12 protein-coding genes are annotated in these 17386 nt (G+C 66.1%); 4 read left to right on the forward strand and 8 right to left on the reverse strand.

Annotated features, from left to right (window positions below; all coding sequences use genetic code 11):
* Positions 1-2: 2 nt before the first annotated feature.
* Both FJZ36_06745 and FJZ36_06750 read right to left on the reverse strand, forming a co-directional pair.
* A complete protein-coding gene (locus FJZ36_06745) occupies positions 3-755 on the reverse strand; it encodes a sulfite exporter TauE/SafE family protein (protein MBM3214595.1) in 753 nt (250 codons plus the stop codon).
* Positions 756-857: 102 nt separating this feature from the next.
* Positions 858-1901 (reverse strand): zinc-binding alcohol dehydrogenase, encoded by a 1044-nt coding sequence (locus tag FJZ36_06750; GenBank protein ID MBM3214596.1) that lies wholly within the window; start codon positions 1899-1901, stop codon positions 858-860.
* A gap of 53 nt (positions 1902-1954) precedes the next feature.
* Between FJZ36_06750 and FJZ36_06755 the strand changes: the two genes are divergently transcribed.
* Positions 1955-3037 carry a nitrilase gene (locus tag FJZ36_06755; GenBank protein ID MBM3214597.1) on the forward strand — a complete coding sequence of 361 codons (1083 nt, stop codon included), beginning with the start codon at positions 1955-1957 and terminating at the stop codon, positions 3035-3037.
* Between the two features lie 15 nt (positions 3038-3052).
* Here FJZ36_06755 and FJZ36_06760 read toward each other — a convergent pair whose 3' ends face one another.
* Entirely contained in the window at positions 3053-4369 is a 1317-nt protein-coding gene (locus FJZ36_06760; GenBank protein ID MBM3214598.1) for a DUF1015 domain-containing protein, read from the reverse strand.
* 166 nt (positions 4370-4535) lie between these two features.
* Here FJZ36_06760 and FJZ36_06765 point away from each other — a divergent pair, with 166 nt between their 5' ends.
* Genes FJZ36_06765 through FJZ36_06775 form a run of 3 tightly spaced genes read left to right on the forward strand, consistent with a single transcriptional unit; the run spans position 4536 to position 7455 of the window.
* Positions 4536-5582 carry a hypothetical protein gene (locus FJZ36_06765; GenBank protein ID MBM3214599.1) on the forward strand — a complete coding sequence of 349 codons (1047 nt, stop codon included), beginning with the start codon at positions 4536-4538 and terminating at the stop codon, positions 5580-5582.
* A 32-nt stretch (positions 5583-5614) separates the two neighbouring features.
* Positions 5615-6442, forward strand: coding sequence for an SDR family oxidoreductase (locus FJZ36_06770; GenBank protein ID MBM3214600.1), 828 nt, complete (start codon positions 5615-5617; stop codon positions 6440-6442).
* The gene (locus tag FJZ36_06775) at positions 6439-7455 is read left to right on the forward strand and encodes a methionine synthase (GenBank protein ID MBM3214601.1); all 1017 of its coding nucleotides are present in this window, start codon (positions 6439-6441) and stop codon (positions 7453-7455) included. Before FJZ36_06770 ends, FJZ36_06775 begins: the two co-directional genes overlap by 4 nt.
* On the opposite strand, the gene FJZ36_06780 is transcribed toward FJZ36_06775, so the two are convergent.
* From FJZ36_06780 to FJZ36_06800, 5 genes are all read right to left on the reverse strand, one after another.
* Positions 7452-8876: a sigma-54-dependent Fis family transcriptional regulator gene (locus FJZ36_06780; protein MBM3214602.1), complete on the reverse strand. Its 1425-nt coding sequence runs from the start codon at positions 8874-8876 to the stop codon at positions 7452-7454. The genes FJZ36_06775 and FJZ36_06780 overlap by 4 nt on opposite strands.
* A 51-nt stretch (positions 8877-8927) precedes the next feature.
* Entirely contained in the window at positions 8928-10712 is a 1785-nt protein-coding gene (locus FJZ36_06785; protein ID MBM3214603.1) for a CHASE2 domain-containing protein, read from the reverse strand.
* A 98-nt stretch (positions 10713-10810) separates the two neighbouring features.
* Positions 10811-11692, reverse strand: a complete 882-nt coding sequence (locus FJZ36_06790; protein ID MBM3214604.1) for a hypothetical protein — start codon at positions 11690-11692, stop codon at positions 10811-10813.
* Positions 11693-11715: 23 nt separating this feature from the next.
* Entirely contained in the window at positions 11716-13764 is a 2049-nt protein-coding gene (locus FJZ36_06795) for a hypothetical protein (GenBank protein ID MBM3214605.1), read from the reverse strand.
* A gap of 58 nt (positions 13765-13822) precedes the next feature.
* Positions 13823-17386: hypothetical protein (locus tag FJZ36_06800; GenBank protein ID MBM3214606.1), on the reverse strand; the 3564-nt coding region annotated here is incomplete at its 5' end.

Consider the following 17386-nt stretch of genomic DNA (forward strand, 5'->3'; position numbering starts at 1 on the left):
CGTCACCCGCCGATCAGAAGCAGAGCGCCCAGGAGGGCGAGCGAGCCCGCGATGAACAGATCGAAATGGGACTGGCGGAGCCGTCTTCCCAACCAGAGCCCCAGTCCGCCGCCTGCCCAGATGACCGGGAACCCCAAAGCGTAGACCGCCATGTCGCGCGTTACCAGCCCGCCGACGGAGACGAACGCGACCTTCAGGATGGTCGTCAGGACGAAGTAGGCGATCAGCGTCGCTCGGATCAGCTCACGGTCCCAGGGCTGGCTGTAGAGGTACAGGATGACCGGGGGTCCGCCGACGTTGACCGCGCCTCCGAGCATGCCAGCCGTCAAGCCCACAGGAACGCGCCAGCGCAACGATAGACCGGGTCCTGGGGGTCGGCGGCGGAACTTCCGCACCATGAGGTAGATGCAGTACCCAAGGATCGACAGCCCGATCAGCCGCTTCAGCATGTCGTCCGGCATTACTCGCAGCGCGTAGACCCCGATGGGAACGCCGACAGCAGAACCGATGAGAAGATGGGACACCAGCTTGAAGTCGATGGTGCGCCGCACGCGCCAGGCGAGGTAGAGCGTGTTCGACAGCGCCATGAACGCAACGACGACGCTCGCCGTCCGGGCGCTGATGACGAACGGCAGCAGGCTCATCGCGACCATGCCGAATCCGAACCCGCTCATTCCCTGCAGGCAGGCGGCGATGAAGAGAATCGCGCCGACGGCAGCAAGGAAGGCGGCGTCGCCGCGTATGAGTTCCCCCACGATCACGGTCGCCAGGCTAGCGACATCGCGGGCACCCGCCCAACAGGAAGCCAAGCCACGATTGCGGCACGATGCCGACCCATGGATCGTGTGCCGGGAGCATCACGCCCAGTTTAGGATCGCTCCGAGCACGGACGGCTGCCATGCGGCGATCTTCGCGTAGACCGATGGAGCGTTTTCCGCCGCCACGCGGTCGGTGATGAGATCGGTGACGTTCAGCCGACCCGCCGCGAGCAGACGCAGAATGAGCTGCACGTTCGCGACCCAGGTCCAGTGTCCGGGATGAGATTCGGAGCCCGGAATGCTCGAGGCGTGGGCTCCCAGAAGAACGAGCCCCTTCTTGTGCACGTCGCGGTAGAAGTTGACGCGCTCGGTCTCGCCTCGCGTGCTGCCGAGGAGCACGACACGAGCCATCCAACCGGCGACGGACATCGCGCCGAGGATGGCATCGGGATAGCCCGTCGCCTCGATCACGACCTGTGGCGCGCCATTAGGCGGATTGGCGGACGACCGCACGCGGTCGAGCAGCGAGGACTCGAAGCCGTCTGCCTTGGGGTCCATCGCGATGTCGGCGCTGACGTGCGCCGCGTGTTCGCGCCGACCCGCATCGAGGTCGAGCGCGACGACCGGCGTCGCTCCTGAGGCGCGCGCGAGTTGCATGGCGCACTGACCGATGAGCCCGGCTCCGAACACGACAACCGATTCGCCGATCTCGATCCGCGCCTTGCGGATGCCTTGCATCGCAATCGCCATCAGGTTGAAGAAGGCGGCGGTCTCCGATGGAAGCTCCGACGGCACTTCGACGCATCGCTCCGCGCGGACCGTCGCGTGGCTCGCATGCGACGATGCACACACGATCCGAGCGCCGACTGCAGGCTTCGTTACGCCCTTCCCTTGGGCGATGACGGTTCCTACGAGGCTATATCCGCCGGTCGAGGGAAACGTGCCCTTGGCGTTGTCGAGCGAGAGCAGAAATGCGCGCTCAGTGCCGGGGCTGATGAGGCTGACTTCCGACCGGACGAGCACTTCGCCGTCGCCGGGCTCCCTCGGTTCGAACGGCTCGACGGCGACGGTTCCGGGCGAGAGCCAGAGAACTCGATGCGGATCGGTGGCGTAGTTCGGCATGTTGTGTCCCCGAAGAGGCATTCAGCGGCTACGGCTCCAGCACCGGCTCGTGGACGGTCCCCCGCGATGCTAGAATGCAGTGTATCCGCGCCGCCGGTACGCCGCAACGACGGCGACATTGTGGAGCCATTCGCGGCAGGAGATCGCTGTTGGAGCCGATCCGTTACGCAGCGGCAGCGTGCCAGGTCGACCAGCCGAACCCGGAGCATCGGTCCGACATCGCGAGGAACACGTCGCGCATGGTGGACATGGTGCGGATGGCAGTCGAAGGCTACTCGCCGTTCCTGCCGGTGCGCCTGGTCGCGTTCCCGGAATTCGGTCACGCCGCGCCCATCTATGCGACCGTGTCGGAACTGCTCGACAAGCTCGCGGTGACCATTCCCAACGAGCACACGGAACGGTATGTCGCGCTGGCGCGGGAGTACGACATCTACATCCAGACCGGGACGTTCCTGGAGCGGACGGATCGCTGGACCGACGTCGTGCTGAACACGACCTGCCTGATCGGTCCCGAGGGCATCTTGTACAAGTACCGCAAGGTGAATCCGTGGATTCCGTGGGAGGTGCACGCCAGTCCCCACGACATATCGGACTTCGACGATCCCATCTTTCCAGTCGCCGACACACCCATCGGCAGAATCGGCGCGGCGATCTGCTACGACTGGCTGTTCCCGGAAGCTATACGCCAACTCGCCGCCAACGGCGCCGAGGTCCTGATCCGCGTTTCCGCATACATGGATCCATGGGGCGCGACGCCGCCTATGGACTGGTGGACGGTCGTCAACCGCTGCCGGGCGCTCGAGAACACCGCCTACGTCGTAGCGGCGAACCAGGGAGCGGCGTTGAGGCACTATCCGCCGTTCTCGTGGCCCGGAGGCAGCATGATCGTCGACTTCGAGGGTCGTCTGCTGGCTCAGGCGGAACCGGGATCCGGCGAAGCGATCGTGGTCGCGCCAGTTGACATCACGGCACTGCGACACGAACGGCAGGTGCGCCAGGGACACCAGATGCTGGCTCATCTGCGGAGCGAGTGTTATCCGATGTACGGACAGCGTTACTACCCAGCCGGTGCTGCGAGCCGTGGCACGCTGAGCGTCGAGCGGAACCGGGCGGCGATTGAGGAGGCGAAGGTGGGCTTGTCGAAGCGGCGGCGATGACGGCGCTGCCAGCCGTCACGATCCGGCGTCGTCGATCCGTCGAAGCACGAGCCCGGTCGGCAGCTTCGGGTAGAAGTAAGTGGACTTCTGCGGCATCGTTTCCCCAGCGCGGGCGACTCGCTCGATGTGCCGCATGGTGCACCCCTGCATGAGCACGGCGAGGTCGGCTCTGCCCGCGCGAACGGCTCCTGTCGCTTCGTCGGCGGCGGTCGTATACGAGACGCGCGACTGACCGGTGTGGGTATCCGTGTCGATCTCCAGCAGATCGCGCAGGACATGCGTGTGGAGCCGCGTGACGCCCAGTGAGCCGACGGGGCTCGAGTCGCCCGCGTGGCGCAGCCGCAGCGCGTAGGCAGTGTCTCCGCCGATGTAGACGGCGAACTGCGTATCCGGTTCGGACGCAAGGCGCGACAGCAGCGCGTCCAGGTCGGCGGGGGTTCCTTGTCGCAGAGGGACGTGCTCCACGTCAAACGCTTCCGCCAAGCTCCTGGAGAGCGCGTCGCGCCGAGCTCGGTCGACGCCCGCGATGACCCGGTGGATGGGCAGAATCGCCAAGGCGTCTGAATGGGCGGAGACAATCGCCATCAGGACGCTGTTGGCTGGGTGATCGTCGGACCAACCGGCTGAGCGTTGCCGCGCCGCGTCTCGGTACGCCAACGAGGTCTCGTACCGATGGTGTCCGTCCGCGATGGTGATCGTGTCGGCGGCGAGCGCAGCTTCGATGCGCGCGATGTCGTCCGGTTCCGTGATCGACCAGAGACGGTGCTCCTGTCCACCACCGTCCGAGACGACTCCGAGAGGCGTCGCGCGGTCCTTCATCTCACGCAAAGCTCGTTCGAGCGCCCCAGCCGGATCGGACGCGATCCCGAACACCGGCGACACATTCGCCTGGCACGTCGAGATGAGGCGCAGGCGGTCCTCTTTTGCGGCGCTCAGCGTTCTTTCGTGAGGCAGAATGGAGCCCTGCGACCACGGCACGAGCCCTACGGCGGCATGCAGTGCCAGCCGCGAGCGTCGCTCGCTGACATGGACCCCACGGACGCCCGGCGGCAGAAGGAACGTCTGCTCGTGCAGGTAGAATGACGCCGTTGGATCCATCGCCAGCACGCCGGATGTCTGCCAGTCCCTTAGCAGGCGAGCCGACTCGGCGTAACGGTCGCGATCCGGCGCGTCGTATCCCAGCTCGATGCGGACGATGTTGTGGGGGCTCCGCTCGTGCAGCGCGCGACGCGCATCTTCGGATATGATGTCGTAGGGCGGGGCGACGACATGCGCGAGCTCTCCGGCGGCGCGCGTGTACCTCAGTCCTCGGAAAGGGCGAACGATCGGCAAGCCGTCTTACTCCTCGGGATCGACCGCAGGTACGAATGGGCTCCCGCGTAATAGTAGCTTCTGACGCCCGCGACGTCGGCTCGTTCTGCGTGATGGTAACCAGACGTATTGCGGAGTCCGTTTCACGGGCAGTGCACCGATCCCGGTTCAAGACGGAGAGGTGGGGATGCGTACTCTCAGGCGACGGATGGACGCGCGGACGCTGAGTCTGGTCGCTGCGATCATCCTGGCGGGGATGGAGGCTATCGGGTGCGGCGACGACGCGGGCCCGTCGAACCACGCCCCGAACGTCCTCTCGCTGACCGTCGTGCCGGAGAACCCGGCGCCCGGTGACGTCGTGCCTGTCCGGTACAACGTCGAGGACGTGGACGGCGACCCGGTGTCCCTCAGATGGGAGACGACGGGCGGCTCGATCTCGATGCGGGGCGGCGTCGCCTACTGGATCGTCCCGGACACCGAGGGAACCTATCGAATCACGTTGTTCGCCTCCGATGGTTCGGCGTCGGACGCGAAGAGCCTCGACGTCCTCGTGTGGGAGCCGCGACCAGGGAACTACTATCCGCTCGCCGTCGGCAACGAATGGCACTACATCGACGGCTCCGGGAACACGGTCGACTTCCGACTGATCGACACGATCCAGATCGAGCACACGGACGTGACGAGCTACGTTCTGGAGACGACGACGAGCGATCCCGGCGTGCCGGAAGGCATCGCGAACTACTCGTATGTCGGTCGCGCCGCCGACGGAAACGGCGTTGATCAGCACGCGGTGAACGTCGTGTTCGGATCGCCGGAGACGCTCATCTTCGATCCGTGGCTGCCGCTCTACCGGTTCCCCTTGATTCCCGGCAAGAAGTGGAGCACCAAGTTCAAGGGCTACCTCCCCGATGGCTTCTTCATCGGCGAAGGCAAGGCGTCGTACCGCGTCGTGGATGAGTCCTCGCTGACAACGCCCGCCGGCACCTTCGAGCACGTCTTCCAGGTCGAAGAGACGTTCGAGTGGACGCTCATCGGCGAACAACTCGACAAGACGGTGAGCCGCAAGTGGCTCGCGCCCGACGTCGGCATCGTCAAGCTGGAACAGGAACAGACGCGAGCCGGGCAGACGGCGCGCATACTGGCATCGCTGGCTTCGTATCGCTTGGAGGCGACCGACGCGCCGGCATCGCCTCGCAGGGGTGTCGTCGGTCCGGGCCCGTGGCTCCGCTTCTGAAGGTTCCCCACTCCGGTCTTCGCTAGTCTGGGATGGTTCCGCGTATGGGCAGACTCGACGGCAAAGTCGCCATCGTGACCGGCGGCGGAACCGGGATCGGCAGGGCGTCTGCCGAGCTCTTCGCCGTCGAAGGGGCTCGCGTTGTGATCGCGGGTCGTCGGGCGGATGTCGGTGAGCAGGCTGCGTCGGAGATTCGGGCGCTCGGCGGCGCCGCGCGGTACGCCGAGGCGGATGTGACGCGAGCAGACGACGTACGCCTCCTGTTCGCTCGCGCACGAGAGCTGTACGGGTCGCCCGATGTCGTGCTGAACGTAGCGGGCATCAGCGGCAGGCGGTACGGTGACGGTCCCATCCACGAATGCAGCGACGACGGCTGGGACACCGTGATGAACGCCAACACGCGGAGCATGTTCCTCATGTGCCGCGAGGCGGCGCGCTCGATGCTGGAAAACGGCGGCGGAAGCATCATCAACACGTCGTCGGTCCTGGCGTCGTCGCCCGCGCCGGACCTGTTCGGCACGCACGCATATGCCGCGAGCAAGGGCGCGATCCTCTCGCTTAGCCGCTCGATGGCGAGCTACTATGCCCGCCATCGGATCCGGGTGAACGTGCTCGCGCCCGCGCTCATCGCGACGCCGATGAGCGGACGCGCTCAGTCGGACGCGGGTGTTCTGGAGTACATCCGCACGAAGCAGCCGTTGACGGGTGCTCTGGGGACCGCGCTCGATTGCGCGTATGCGGCGCTCTATCTGGCGTCAGACGAGTCCGCGTTCGTCACAGGCATCGTGCTCACCGTCGACGGCGGCTGGTCCGTATCGGACGGTCAGTTGCCCCGTCATCTCACCGAGGAGTCTCAATGAGTCGTCTCATCACGACGTCGGTGGTCGGAAGCCATGCGTTCCCTGGGTGGCTGTTTCTCGGCGACGCCGCCGCGCAGCGAGGCGAACTGGGGTCCGAAGATGTCCGCGAACTGGTTCAAGACGCGATCACCGTCGCCGTCGAGGATCAGCACCGGGCGGGACTCGATGTCATCACGGACGGCGAGATGAGTCGGCTCGACTTCAACCTGGGGTTCTACAGCTTCCTCGACAACATCGAGCCGATTCCGACGGCGCGTCAGCTTGGCGTGCCGGCGCACGACCAACGCGGGAAGTACCGCGTGGTCGGCGAGCTCGCCGCGCACGGTGGGCTGGGCGTCGTCGAGGACTTCCGCTATCTCAAGTCGATTGCCCGGACCGACGTCAAGGCGACGCTGCCGGGACCGTTCACGCTGGCGGGGCGGCTGGAGCCCTGCACGCGCTACCCGGATCGCATGGCGCTCACCGAGGCGCTCATTCCCATCGTCCGGTCCGAGGCGCTGCAGCTCGTCGCGGCTGGGGCGGACTTCCTCCAAATCGACGAGCCGTCGTTCAGCGTGTACCCGGAACGGATCGCCGAATACGTCGATGTGTTCAACCGCACGGTCGATGGCGTTCAGGCGCGTATCGCGACACACCTCTGCTTCGGGAACTACCGGGCCCGCGCGGTTGGGCGGCGGCGCTATCGCGCCCTCTTCCCGGCGGCGATGGACATGCGCGTCGGCCAGTTCGTGCTCGAGTTCGCGTCGCGGGAGTTCGTCGAGCTCGACCTGCTCCGGGAGATCGCGCAGGACCGAGACGTCGCCGTGGGCGTCGTCGATGTGAAGAACCTGTGGATCGAGCCAGCGGAGGAGATCGCGACACGGACGCGATTGCTGTTGGAGCACGTTGCGCCGGAGCGCCTCACGCTGGTTCCAGACTGCGGTCTGTCGCAGACGGCACGATGGGCGGCTCTGCGGAAGCTCCGAGCTATGGTCGATGGTGCGAGCATCGTACGGCGAGAGTTGGCGGGCTAGTCGCGCCCATCGTCCTGAACGCCGAGCTGCTTCATCTTCCGGTGGAGCGCCGTTCGACCGATTCCGAGCTGTCGCGCGGCGTGCGTGCGGTTCCCACCGTTCTGGCGCAGCACGTGCTCGATCAGGAGGCGCTGGAACTCATCGGTAGCGGCTTCCATCGATGGGCGCGACATGGACGCCAGGAAGCTCTCGATGCCGTTCCCAGAGGCGGCCCTGCCGGTCGGGGCATGTTCGCCGTCCGGTATGTCCTGGGTTCGAATGATCGAACCGGAAGCGCGGACACACGCCATCTCGACCGCGTTCTCGAGCTCGCGGACGTTCCCATCCCAACGGCGCGACGTGAGCTCACGCATTGCGTCCGCGTCGAAGCCGGCAATCGATTTGCCGATTCTCCGCGCGTAGAGCCGCAGAAAGTGCTCCGCCAAACGCGGGATGTCCTCGCGTCGCTCCTCGAGCGATGGAACGCGGATGACGGCTCCGGTGAGGCGGTAGTAGAGGTCTCGGCGGAAGCTGCCCAGCTCGACGGCGTCGGCGAGCTGGCGGTTCGTCGCCGCGATGATGCGGACGTCGGCTTTCGCGACGTCGCTGCCGACTCTCTGGATCTCCTTGAGCTCGATGGCGCGGAGCAGCTTCGGCTGAACGTCGAGGGACACTTCCCCGATCTCATCGAGGAAGAGCGTGCCTCCCTCCGCCTCCATGAACCGTCCGGGTCGGGCATCCACTTCCGTCGCCACGCGCCTGCCGATGCCGAAGAGCTCGGCTTCCAGGAGTTGTTCGGGGATCGCGCTGCAGTTCACCGGCACGAACGGACCGTTGGCGCGCGCGCTGTTCGCATGGATCGTTCTCGCGACGAGCTCCTTCCCGGTTCCGCTGTCGCCGACGATCAGCAGGTCGAGCTCGGTTCTGGCGACGCGTCCGATGGTTCGCATCACCTCGATCATGACGGGACTGGCTCCGATGATCGGCGTGAGCGTCTCGGCTCCGTCGACCGGCTCTGGCACGCTCTCCCGCGGCGCGCGCCGTTCGCTCAGGATTTCCCGGAGTGTCGCCACGAGGCGATCGCCGTCGATGGGCTTGATGAGATAGTCGCGTGCGCCGGTGAGACTGGCGCGCAGAGCGGTGTCCGCCGAGCTGTTGCCGGTGATGATCAGGACGTCGGCTGGCGGCGTCTGCGCTCGCCCTGCGTCCAGGACACGCAGACCGCCGTGCTCGTCGCGAACGTTCGCGGAGTCCGGCATCCACAGGTCGGCGATCACGACGTCGAAGGGCGTCGAAGCGTCGCGCAGTTTGGCGAGGGCTGAATCGCGGTCGTAGGCGATTTCGACGTTGACATCCAGATCCGTCTCCATGCGGAGACACTGAACGATGTAGTGGCAGGTGTCGTGGTTGTCGTCGGCTACGAGGATCCGCGACGCTGACATCGCGCTGGACCTTGTGATCTCGTGATGGAACGGGCGATGGCGGCGAGCCTTTCAGGACTGCGTAGCGGCGCGTGCTCGCGGCAACACGACCTCGAACGTCGTGCCCGCCCCGATTCGGCTCTCCACCCGAATATCGCCCCGGTGCGCGGTGACGATGTTCCTGGCGTTCAGCAGACCGAGACCGAGTCCGCGCGCTTTGGTCGTGTGGAACGCGTCAAACACGTGCGCCAAGCGATCAGCCTCGATGCCGACGCCGGTGTCCGTGACGCGGATGGCGACCGTTCCAGCCGTCGGCTCTGCGTAGGCGAGAGTGAGGATACCACCCTCGGGCATCGCCTGCATCGCGTTCCGGATCAAGTTCGTGAACACGACGCGCATCGTCGCGCCGTCGATGTCCGCCAGGGCGCGATCCTGGGGGGCGATGCGTCGAGTCGATACGCCCTGCTCAGCGAGCTCGGGTTCCATGCTGTCGGCGACCTCCGCCGCCACCTCCCACGCGTCGCCTGGCATTGTCTCCGGGGGTCCGCCGCCGAAGTAAGCTAGATCATTGTCCACCATGTCCGACAGGCGCTGGGTTCGTCGGATGATCGTGTCCATCTCGGAGCAGATGGCGTCAGGATTCGATGCCATCCCGAGCGGATCGCCTCGCTCGAAGTTGCGGCGCACGATGTCGGCAGGAGCGCGGATCGACTGGAGGACGTTGCGCACTTCGTGGCGGACCTGCGCCGCCATGACGCCGAATGCAGCTTCCCTCTCGGATGCCACGGCGCGCAGATGTGCCGCCTCGAGTCGCGCGGCGTCCAGCGCGAACGCCCATACGAGCGCCGAGAGCCCGATGACCGCGACCGGTGCGACGATGGGGATCCAGACTCGCCAAATCTCGAACGCCGCGACGGCGACGAGGACGTGACCAGCGACAGCCGCGCCGCCAAGTACGAGAACGCGTCGCGACGTGAGAGCCGAAGCGCGGATGCCGAAGACCGCCGTGGCGCTCAACGCAGCCCACAGGACGATGGCGAAGATCGACGTCAGCGGCGTCAACGGGCGGTTGGATTCGTCAACGAGAAGCGAGTTGGTCGCGACGGCACGAGCTTCCAGAGCGTTGAGTCTGCCGAATGGGGACGGCAGACTGGGAACGGTCGGGGAATCGTCGACGCCGACGAGGACCCAACGATCTTCCACGGTCTTCCTGACGCTCGTGGCGTTCTCGCTGAGGACGTCCACGAACGACAGAGCCGGCAGAGCGGGCATTTCGCTCGAAAGCAGCAGGCGTCCTCGGTCGTCGAGATGTCGAGCGAGCTGTTCGGGTGGGACGCCGCGAGCCCGCGATGCGAGCAGCAGTTCCAGCCCGTAGACGGGCCCGCCGGTCACTCGATCGATCGCCTTCTCCTGCGCGTGGCGATAGACGCCGTCCTCGCGGCTCAGCACGATGGCGCTGAACGACGTCACGGGGTCTCCGGCTGCCATCTCCGTCGGCACGCGCTGCCATTCGCCGACTTGAGGCGGCTTCCTGGACGAAGCAGTATCCGTGAACGCGTACGGGCGAACGATGAAAAGGGGAACCCCGGGGGTGAGAGCGTCGTCCGTCGGGTCTTCGCGCGTGAACTGGATCGCGAACATGACGCCCTTGGCGCCAAGGAACTCCAGACGGGAAACCAACGCCGAGTAGACCTGGTGGGGCCACGGGAAGGGCCCCAGTGCCTCCTCGCTGCGGGCGTCGATGGTCACAATCGCCAGGTCTGGCGCGACGGCGGCGGGACGTCTCGCCTTGAGACGAGCCCGAAGGTCGTAAGCTCGGTACTCCAACGGAGACAAGAGCCCGAGTGCCTCAAGCATCACGCACAGGATCAGGGATGCGAGCAGCCATGTGGCTGCCTGCCTGCCGATGATCGGGCGTTCACGCGAGACCGAAGAGCGGCCGCTCGCGGAGGTGTTCACGGCGCTGGAACGGGGCGCCCCGTCACCTGTTCCTCGGCGTACCACGCCTCCAAGAAGGTCCTGGATGCGGGCGTTGCGCAGAGAGGCAGCAATAGACGGTCTTCATCCCCGATCCGGTAGAGCGCTTGGTTGGCGGTGAGTTGGCTGGCGGAACGGGACACAACTCCCAGGTCGATCACGACGACGGGCCTCTGGCGCGCATCGATGTCTCGCGTGATACGGAGCCCCAAACGCTGGAGCACACTCACCAGCAGATACGCGTCGTCGAACGATTCGCCAACGCCACTGCTGTTCTCAGTCGCCCCCCGAACCGCCTCGAAGGTAGCTCTCGTCTTGGCGAAGACCGACGACGGATACATGGAATCCGACGTCAAGCTGTCGTCCGCCCTCTCCGATGCTTCAAGAGCGAGCCGCTGGCTCAACGCGCTCGGAGACGGCGTGAATCGCAGCCAGCGTCCTGCCTCTGCACGAGACATGGGGCGCTCGTCGTCGTCGGAGTCGCCGCGGACCGGGTCGCCGGCTGGCAGCGCGTCCACCGAACCGGGCTCCGATGCTGCTGCACCGATGCGCCTGCCCTGAGTTCGACCGACTTGTGCGGCCGCTTCGCTGACCAGGTCCTTCGCAGACGACTCCCGGGCTCCTGTCAGCAGCGGGAGCCCACGCCCGTTGGCATCGGCGATCCTCAACAGAGCCATAGGAGGCATTCGGACCAGATCGGCGGATTCCAGGCTGTCGCCCGCGCGTATGAATGTCCAGCGGTTGGAGCCCTCACGCAGCACCTCGTTCCGGCCGAAGCTGAAGAGAACCTTGGGAAGCGTGTCTGCACGCAGCGCTGACGTGACGATGAACGCTGCGAGAAGGGCGATGACGGACCTCATTGGCGTTTCCTCTGCGTCTCGTCTCACGGTGCGCTGTTTAGCAGCGACCGCACCGCTTCGACGAGCCATGGATCATCTAAGCACTCGCGGATCGAACGTTTCAGTTCGCGACTTGAGACACTGACTGCCACCGGAGACACCTCGGGTCGGGCTGAGCCGTATCGATCCCATGCCTCACGGGTCGTTGTGCTTCCCAATACCGGTTCGCGCAACTGAGCGATGCCGTCGCGCCAGGCAGCGGCGAAGCCGTCCATGATCCGCGTGGTCTCCAATGGGATCCACGCATAGCCGTTGACTGCCGCGACGAGCGCATCCGCGTTGCGCTCCTGCGCCTCCTCTAGCGTGATCCCGCCCGGGTCGAAAGCCATCAGCACATGTCCCCGTTGCTGGATCAGCGCCGTCCGAACGCCGACCGACTCCAGCAGCGACGCGACGAGGACAGTCATATCGTCGCAGTCGCCTACAGGTCTGGCGTCAGCCTGTGCCGCAACGAGGGCCCCGAGCACCTCTGCTGGGTATTTGATAGCATCAATCGTGCCACTGCCGCTAGGCAGATTGGGGTCGTTGCCGTATGCCAGGCGCCGTAGCGCGCACGAGACCGAGATGGCTCGCGCGATATTCGTCGGCAGTCGTTCGAGTCCGTTTGGCGGAACCGATGCGAGCACGGACTCAGCGAACCGCCGTACCGTCGGATCGGTCGATGTGACGAACACGCCGAGTTTCGCTATGTCGTCGATCAGCAGCTCGTTCTTCCCGTGGAGCACGGCGTTCGCCCGTGCCAGGGCGCGCCGTCGTCCTGTGTTCTGAACGTCTGCGACTTCGACACGCACTTCCACAGGTCGTGCTGCGCGGACCTCCATCGCTCGTGGGCTGAGGAGAAGCTTCTGCATTGGGACGATGACCCGAGAGCCTGGCTCGATGACGACGCCATCGACGACCTCGGTTCCCAACCGACTGGTGAACTCGTCGATCCACACTCGGGCAGCGATTCGCACCGGCTTGTCGCCGTCGTTCCGAAGCACGAGGCGTCCGAGCCTGTCATCGAGTTGGAGAGCAGCCAATGGCGCATCCGTGTCCAGCCGCTCGCTCGACAGATCGCCAGAGGGCATCGCGTAGTGCTCGGTGAGGGCTGGATACAGTTCCGCGAACTCGATTCGCTCGATCTCAACGGGAGGGACGCGGTACGGAGCGCTGACCGCCAGTCCCGCGTAGGTCGTCGGACCCAGGTCCGGCGAGAGAGTGACGGCGGCTGCCAACTCGCCCCATGCGCGGCGGTAAGCGGCGCCGATAGACATTGTCGGTCTATCCCTTCGCCAGTCGGGCACGGAGACGCCAGCGCGTATGGCGACCCCCCGAATCGGCGTCATTTCGAGCCCGGAACGAATGCCCCCGCCAACGTCCAACTCGACCGTCAGGAAGTCCGTGGAGTATTGCGCACCCCAGACCACCACACGGGGCGAGGCTCGGCGTGGTTTGCCATCGCTCAGCCGGACCCAGGCGCCCGGGAGCCATTTGCCATTCTGGAACGACATCCAGTTGCGGGCAGTCGCCGCAACCATGATCCCATCTGCCAGACGCAATCGGACGCCGACATCCGAGCTCCAACCGGTCGCGGTTCCCAAGTCTGTGCCGTCCATAGCCGCGCGCGCGCTCCGGAAACTGATTCCCGCACCGGTTCCGAGCCTGTCATGTAGCTTGAGACCGTATGCAAGTCGCGCTGTGTCTTGGTCGAACCGGATCTCGTCGTCAGCGGCGGCGACTCGCAGCCATTCCATCCCAAGCGCCCGGCGTTCCGAGAGTGGCATGACACCGGCAGCGTGCTGAGTTCGTATGAGCCCGAATCGGTTGGCTGTCGACGCATCTGCCGAATACTCGGCGAGATCGACGATGCTTGCAGGATTGTGACCCACGTCGCTCGCCGATTGCGACGCAGCGACGCCTGTGCCGCCCATGCCGATGGATCGCACGCCTGTCGTGAACTCGGCGTCGAATGGCGCGGCATGCGTCAAGACCGCGACGCACCACAGGACGCATCGCAGCCAGCGCGACGCGCCTGTAGCGGAATGACGCACTGACGTTCCTCGACGGTGAAGCGGCGGTCAGCAACGGACCCGAGGCGTCGCCCACGGGTCACGGAGCCCAAACTAGCACAAGGCGGGTCGCCTCGGCAAAGCGCGTTCCGACGTACACGACGTAGATTCCGTTGGGGACCACATCTCCGTCGTCGTCTTTGCCGTCCCAGTCGATTGCGTGTTCGCCAGGACGCAGGTCCGAATCGAGGAGCCGACGTACGAGCCTGCCGTTCCCGTGGTAGATGCGGATACGCGTCGGCGATTCCTTAGCCAGGCGGAACGATACGACCGTCGATCCCGGCAGGTTCCCGCCGGATGGTGAAAACGCGCGCGGTTGGCTGCGGAGCCGGAGGGCGTCGTCTCCGGAGATGGGCGGCGTACGCCCCCCGTTCAGGACGGCGTACGTCCCGAACGAGGATATGCTGGCTCGGACCGCGCCTCCCGATACGGTTCCGCCGAGCCATTGCCATTCCTGCGTCACGGCGTTCCAGCGCGCGATTGCGCTGTCGAGCGGCGCATCGGGCGGCAGATGGAACTCGAGCATCGCTGGCTTCCGAGAGTCCAGCGACGCATCGACCGGCGAGAGAGTGTATACCATCAAGGCGTTGCCAGACGCGACGGGCGCGGGATTGATGGTGATGGCGATAGAAGACGAGAGCGACTTCGGCGGCACGCGCAGAGCGACGACTCCGTCCGCGCTCACGAGACGCGCACCGGCGTCCGCCGCGACGGGCGCGACCACATCGACCGCGGCAATCGACGTGGCGCTCTGTCCGACGACGTCGGTCGCCGTAAGCCGCACGATGGCTTTGCCGGTGATTCCCGTCGTGTCCCACGACGCGAGGCGCCCGTCGATGACGGCTGTGGAAACGCTATCCGTGACAGGGTTCCACGTCTCCCCGTCGGCGAGACGCCAGTCGATGCGATACGACGCGAAGTGACGATCCGTGGCGGTGCCCGCCATCGTCACGATGCCGGACACCTGTGAGCCCGAAACCGGCGAGCGAAGGGATGCCGTAGGACGACTCCGGTCGACGGCGAGTGCCACCACCGCCTCGGACTCCAGACCGACCGCATCGCGAACACGCAATCGCAGCGAGACCGGGCCCTCTGAGCCCTCGGTGTTCCACTGCCCCAGTACCCCTTGGGTTACACCGTCGCCCGATGTGCGCGCGGAGATCGGGTGATCGACGCCGTCCGGCGTGGCATAGAGCAGTCGATACTCGGCGAAGTGGCTGTCGCTGGCTGTCCCGACGACGGTCACCACGCCGGTGACGATGCCGCCACCCTCCGGGCTGATGATCTGCGCCCTCGGCAGAGCTGCGTCGAGCGACACCTGCCGGACCTGCGGGGCCATCTCGTGTCCAGCGGCGTCGGTTGCCAGCAATCGCAGGAGGACGTCGCCGTCCAGTGTCGGCACAGTCCAGAACGTGGATGCTCTGCCGTCGGACGTGGCGGAACCTGACGCTGCCGGGAGCCAGTCAGACGCCGACGGCGTCAGCGAAGTGGAGTATTCGAACCGGAATGTGATTGGGCTGTCGTCGCGTATGACGGCTTCAATCGGGATTGTGCCGCGTCCCGAGTAGAGCTGTGCTGGTGACGGGAGAGGAAACGACACGAGAATCGGCGGCGTGTTGTCGATGCGGATGACGAGTGGCGGAACCGGCGCAATGGTCTCGTAGCCCGCGTCATCGATCGCGCGGACCCGCAACTCGTAGGTGCCGTCCGCCACGCGCGTCGTGTCCCACTCCGACAGCACGCCTCCGGTAACAGCGGCGGAACCGAATCCGACGCCTGCCCACGGCTCGGACGCACTGCGACGCGCCTCGACCACGAACCCGACGAGCGTCTCGTCCGACGCGGTGCCGACGACGCGCACCACGCCGCTCAGTACGCTGTCAGATGCGGGCGCGGAGACCTGCACGATCGGACGAGCCCCTGGGTTCGACGCAGCGAGGCCCTGCGACGCTTGCCCCGCGTTGCCCGCCAGATCGTGCGCCACGACGCGCACCTCGACGGACGCGTCCAGCGGGGTGGTGTCCCAACTGGCTGCGATGGATGCACGACCGCCGGCTCCGAGTGGCAGGTCGCCCGCTTCGATGTTGCGCCATGCCCCGTCCGCGCTGGTACGGTATTCGACGCGGTATGACGACAGGTTGGCGTCCACGAGCTCCGCTCGGACGAGGACGCGTCCCGATACCGGCGACACCATCGGCTCCAGCGTCACCACCGGGATCGTGTTGTCTACGACCAGCGACAGCACGCGCGACCGCTCATGGCGGACATCGTTGGGTCCATCGAGCCGATCCCAGACCGCCAAAGACAACTCGTACTCCCCGTCCTCGACGTTCCGGGTGTCCCACTCGGCGAGCACGCCGTCCCGCACCGCTCGATCCGACTGAACCGGGTTCGCGCCCGGGATCCGGACCATGTAGCCCTCGAAGTCCGTCTCGTCGTACGCCCTCCCCCGGAGTTGCACAACGCCGGCGACGTGGCTTCCGCCGGATGGGAACGCGATCTCCGCGTACGGCGGCGATACGTCGGCGTAAAACACCGTCCGTGCAGGCGTGGGATCCGCCATGCCGTCACGGTTCACCGCTGCGACTTCGAAGAGGATCGGGCGACCAGGCGCCAAGCCGGACAGAAATACGCTCGGCTCCGCCTGAGGCGCGGACCACGCGCCGCCGTCGAGACGGATGGCGTACCGAATCTGGTCGGGCGGGGTCGTCACGTCGCCGCCGGTGAAAGAGATGCGCGTCGCAGTCTCGCCGATGATCCCGCGCGGTGCTTCGAGCAGTCTCGTCTGCGGCAATGAGGTGGATGCTCGGTGTCGGAGTAGTCCTGAATCCCCGATCCCGCTGAACCAGAGGTCGCCGTTCACCGACTGAGCGACGGACAGGACTCCAGTAGAAGGGACGCCGTCGGCGGCTGTGAATTGGCTCCACTGCCGGATCGGGTCCCAGTGCGCGATGCCTTCGTCGAGGGCTGCCCATACCGTGCCGTCCGTGCTGTCCTCGATCAGAGCGCGCACCGAGTTGCCGGGCAAGCCGTCGGCGCGGCTGTACTCGCGCCATTCGCCGCCTACGCGGGCAAAGAGGCCGTCTGAGGTACCCACCCAAAGCCAGCCTCGTCCATCAGCCAGGATCGCGCGGACCTCGGACCCGACGGGCAAGGGCTCCTCGATGAACTCGTCGCCGTCTAACCTCAGCAAGCCGCGGCGTTTCGTGCCGATCCATACGGTTCCGCGCACGTCTTCTGCGATTGCCACGGGCGTGCTCCCCGTGCGCCAGTAGCGCCACGTCGCGCCGTCGAACCGCGCTACGCCTCCAAGGATGTCTACGTCATCCGGGGGGTCGCGCAGGATTCCGGTGCCGACCCAAGCGCGACCTCGCGAGTCGAAGGCAATCGAGTAGACCTCGTTGCTCTCGCCGATTCCGTTGGCGGCTCGGAGCGTACGGAACGTCTCACCTTCTGGGATGGCGAGCCCGCCGCGCGTTCCGTCGCTGCCAGCCCACACACGCCCATCGGGGGCGACCGCGACCGCGCGGATGCGCGCGCTCGGGAGACCGGTCTCGACGCCATACAGGGCAATCGCATCTGCCGAGAGCTGAAGGAGTCCGAC

This window comes from Candidatus Poribacteria bacterium, assembly GCA_016866785.1.
Classification (GTDB): Bacteria; Poribacteria; WGA-4E.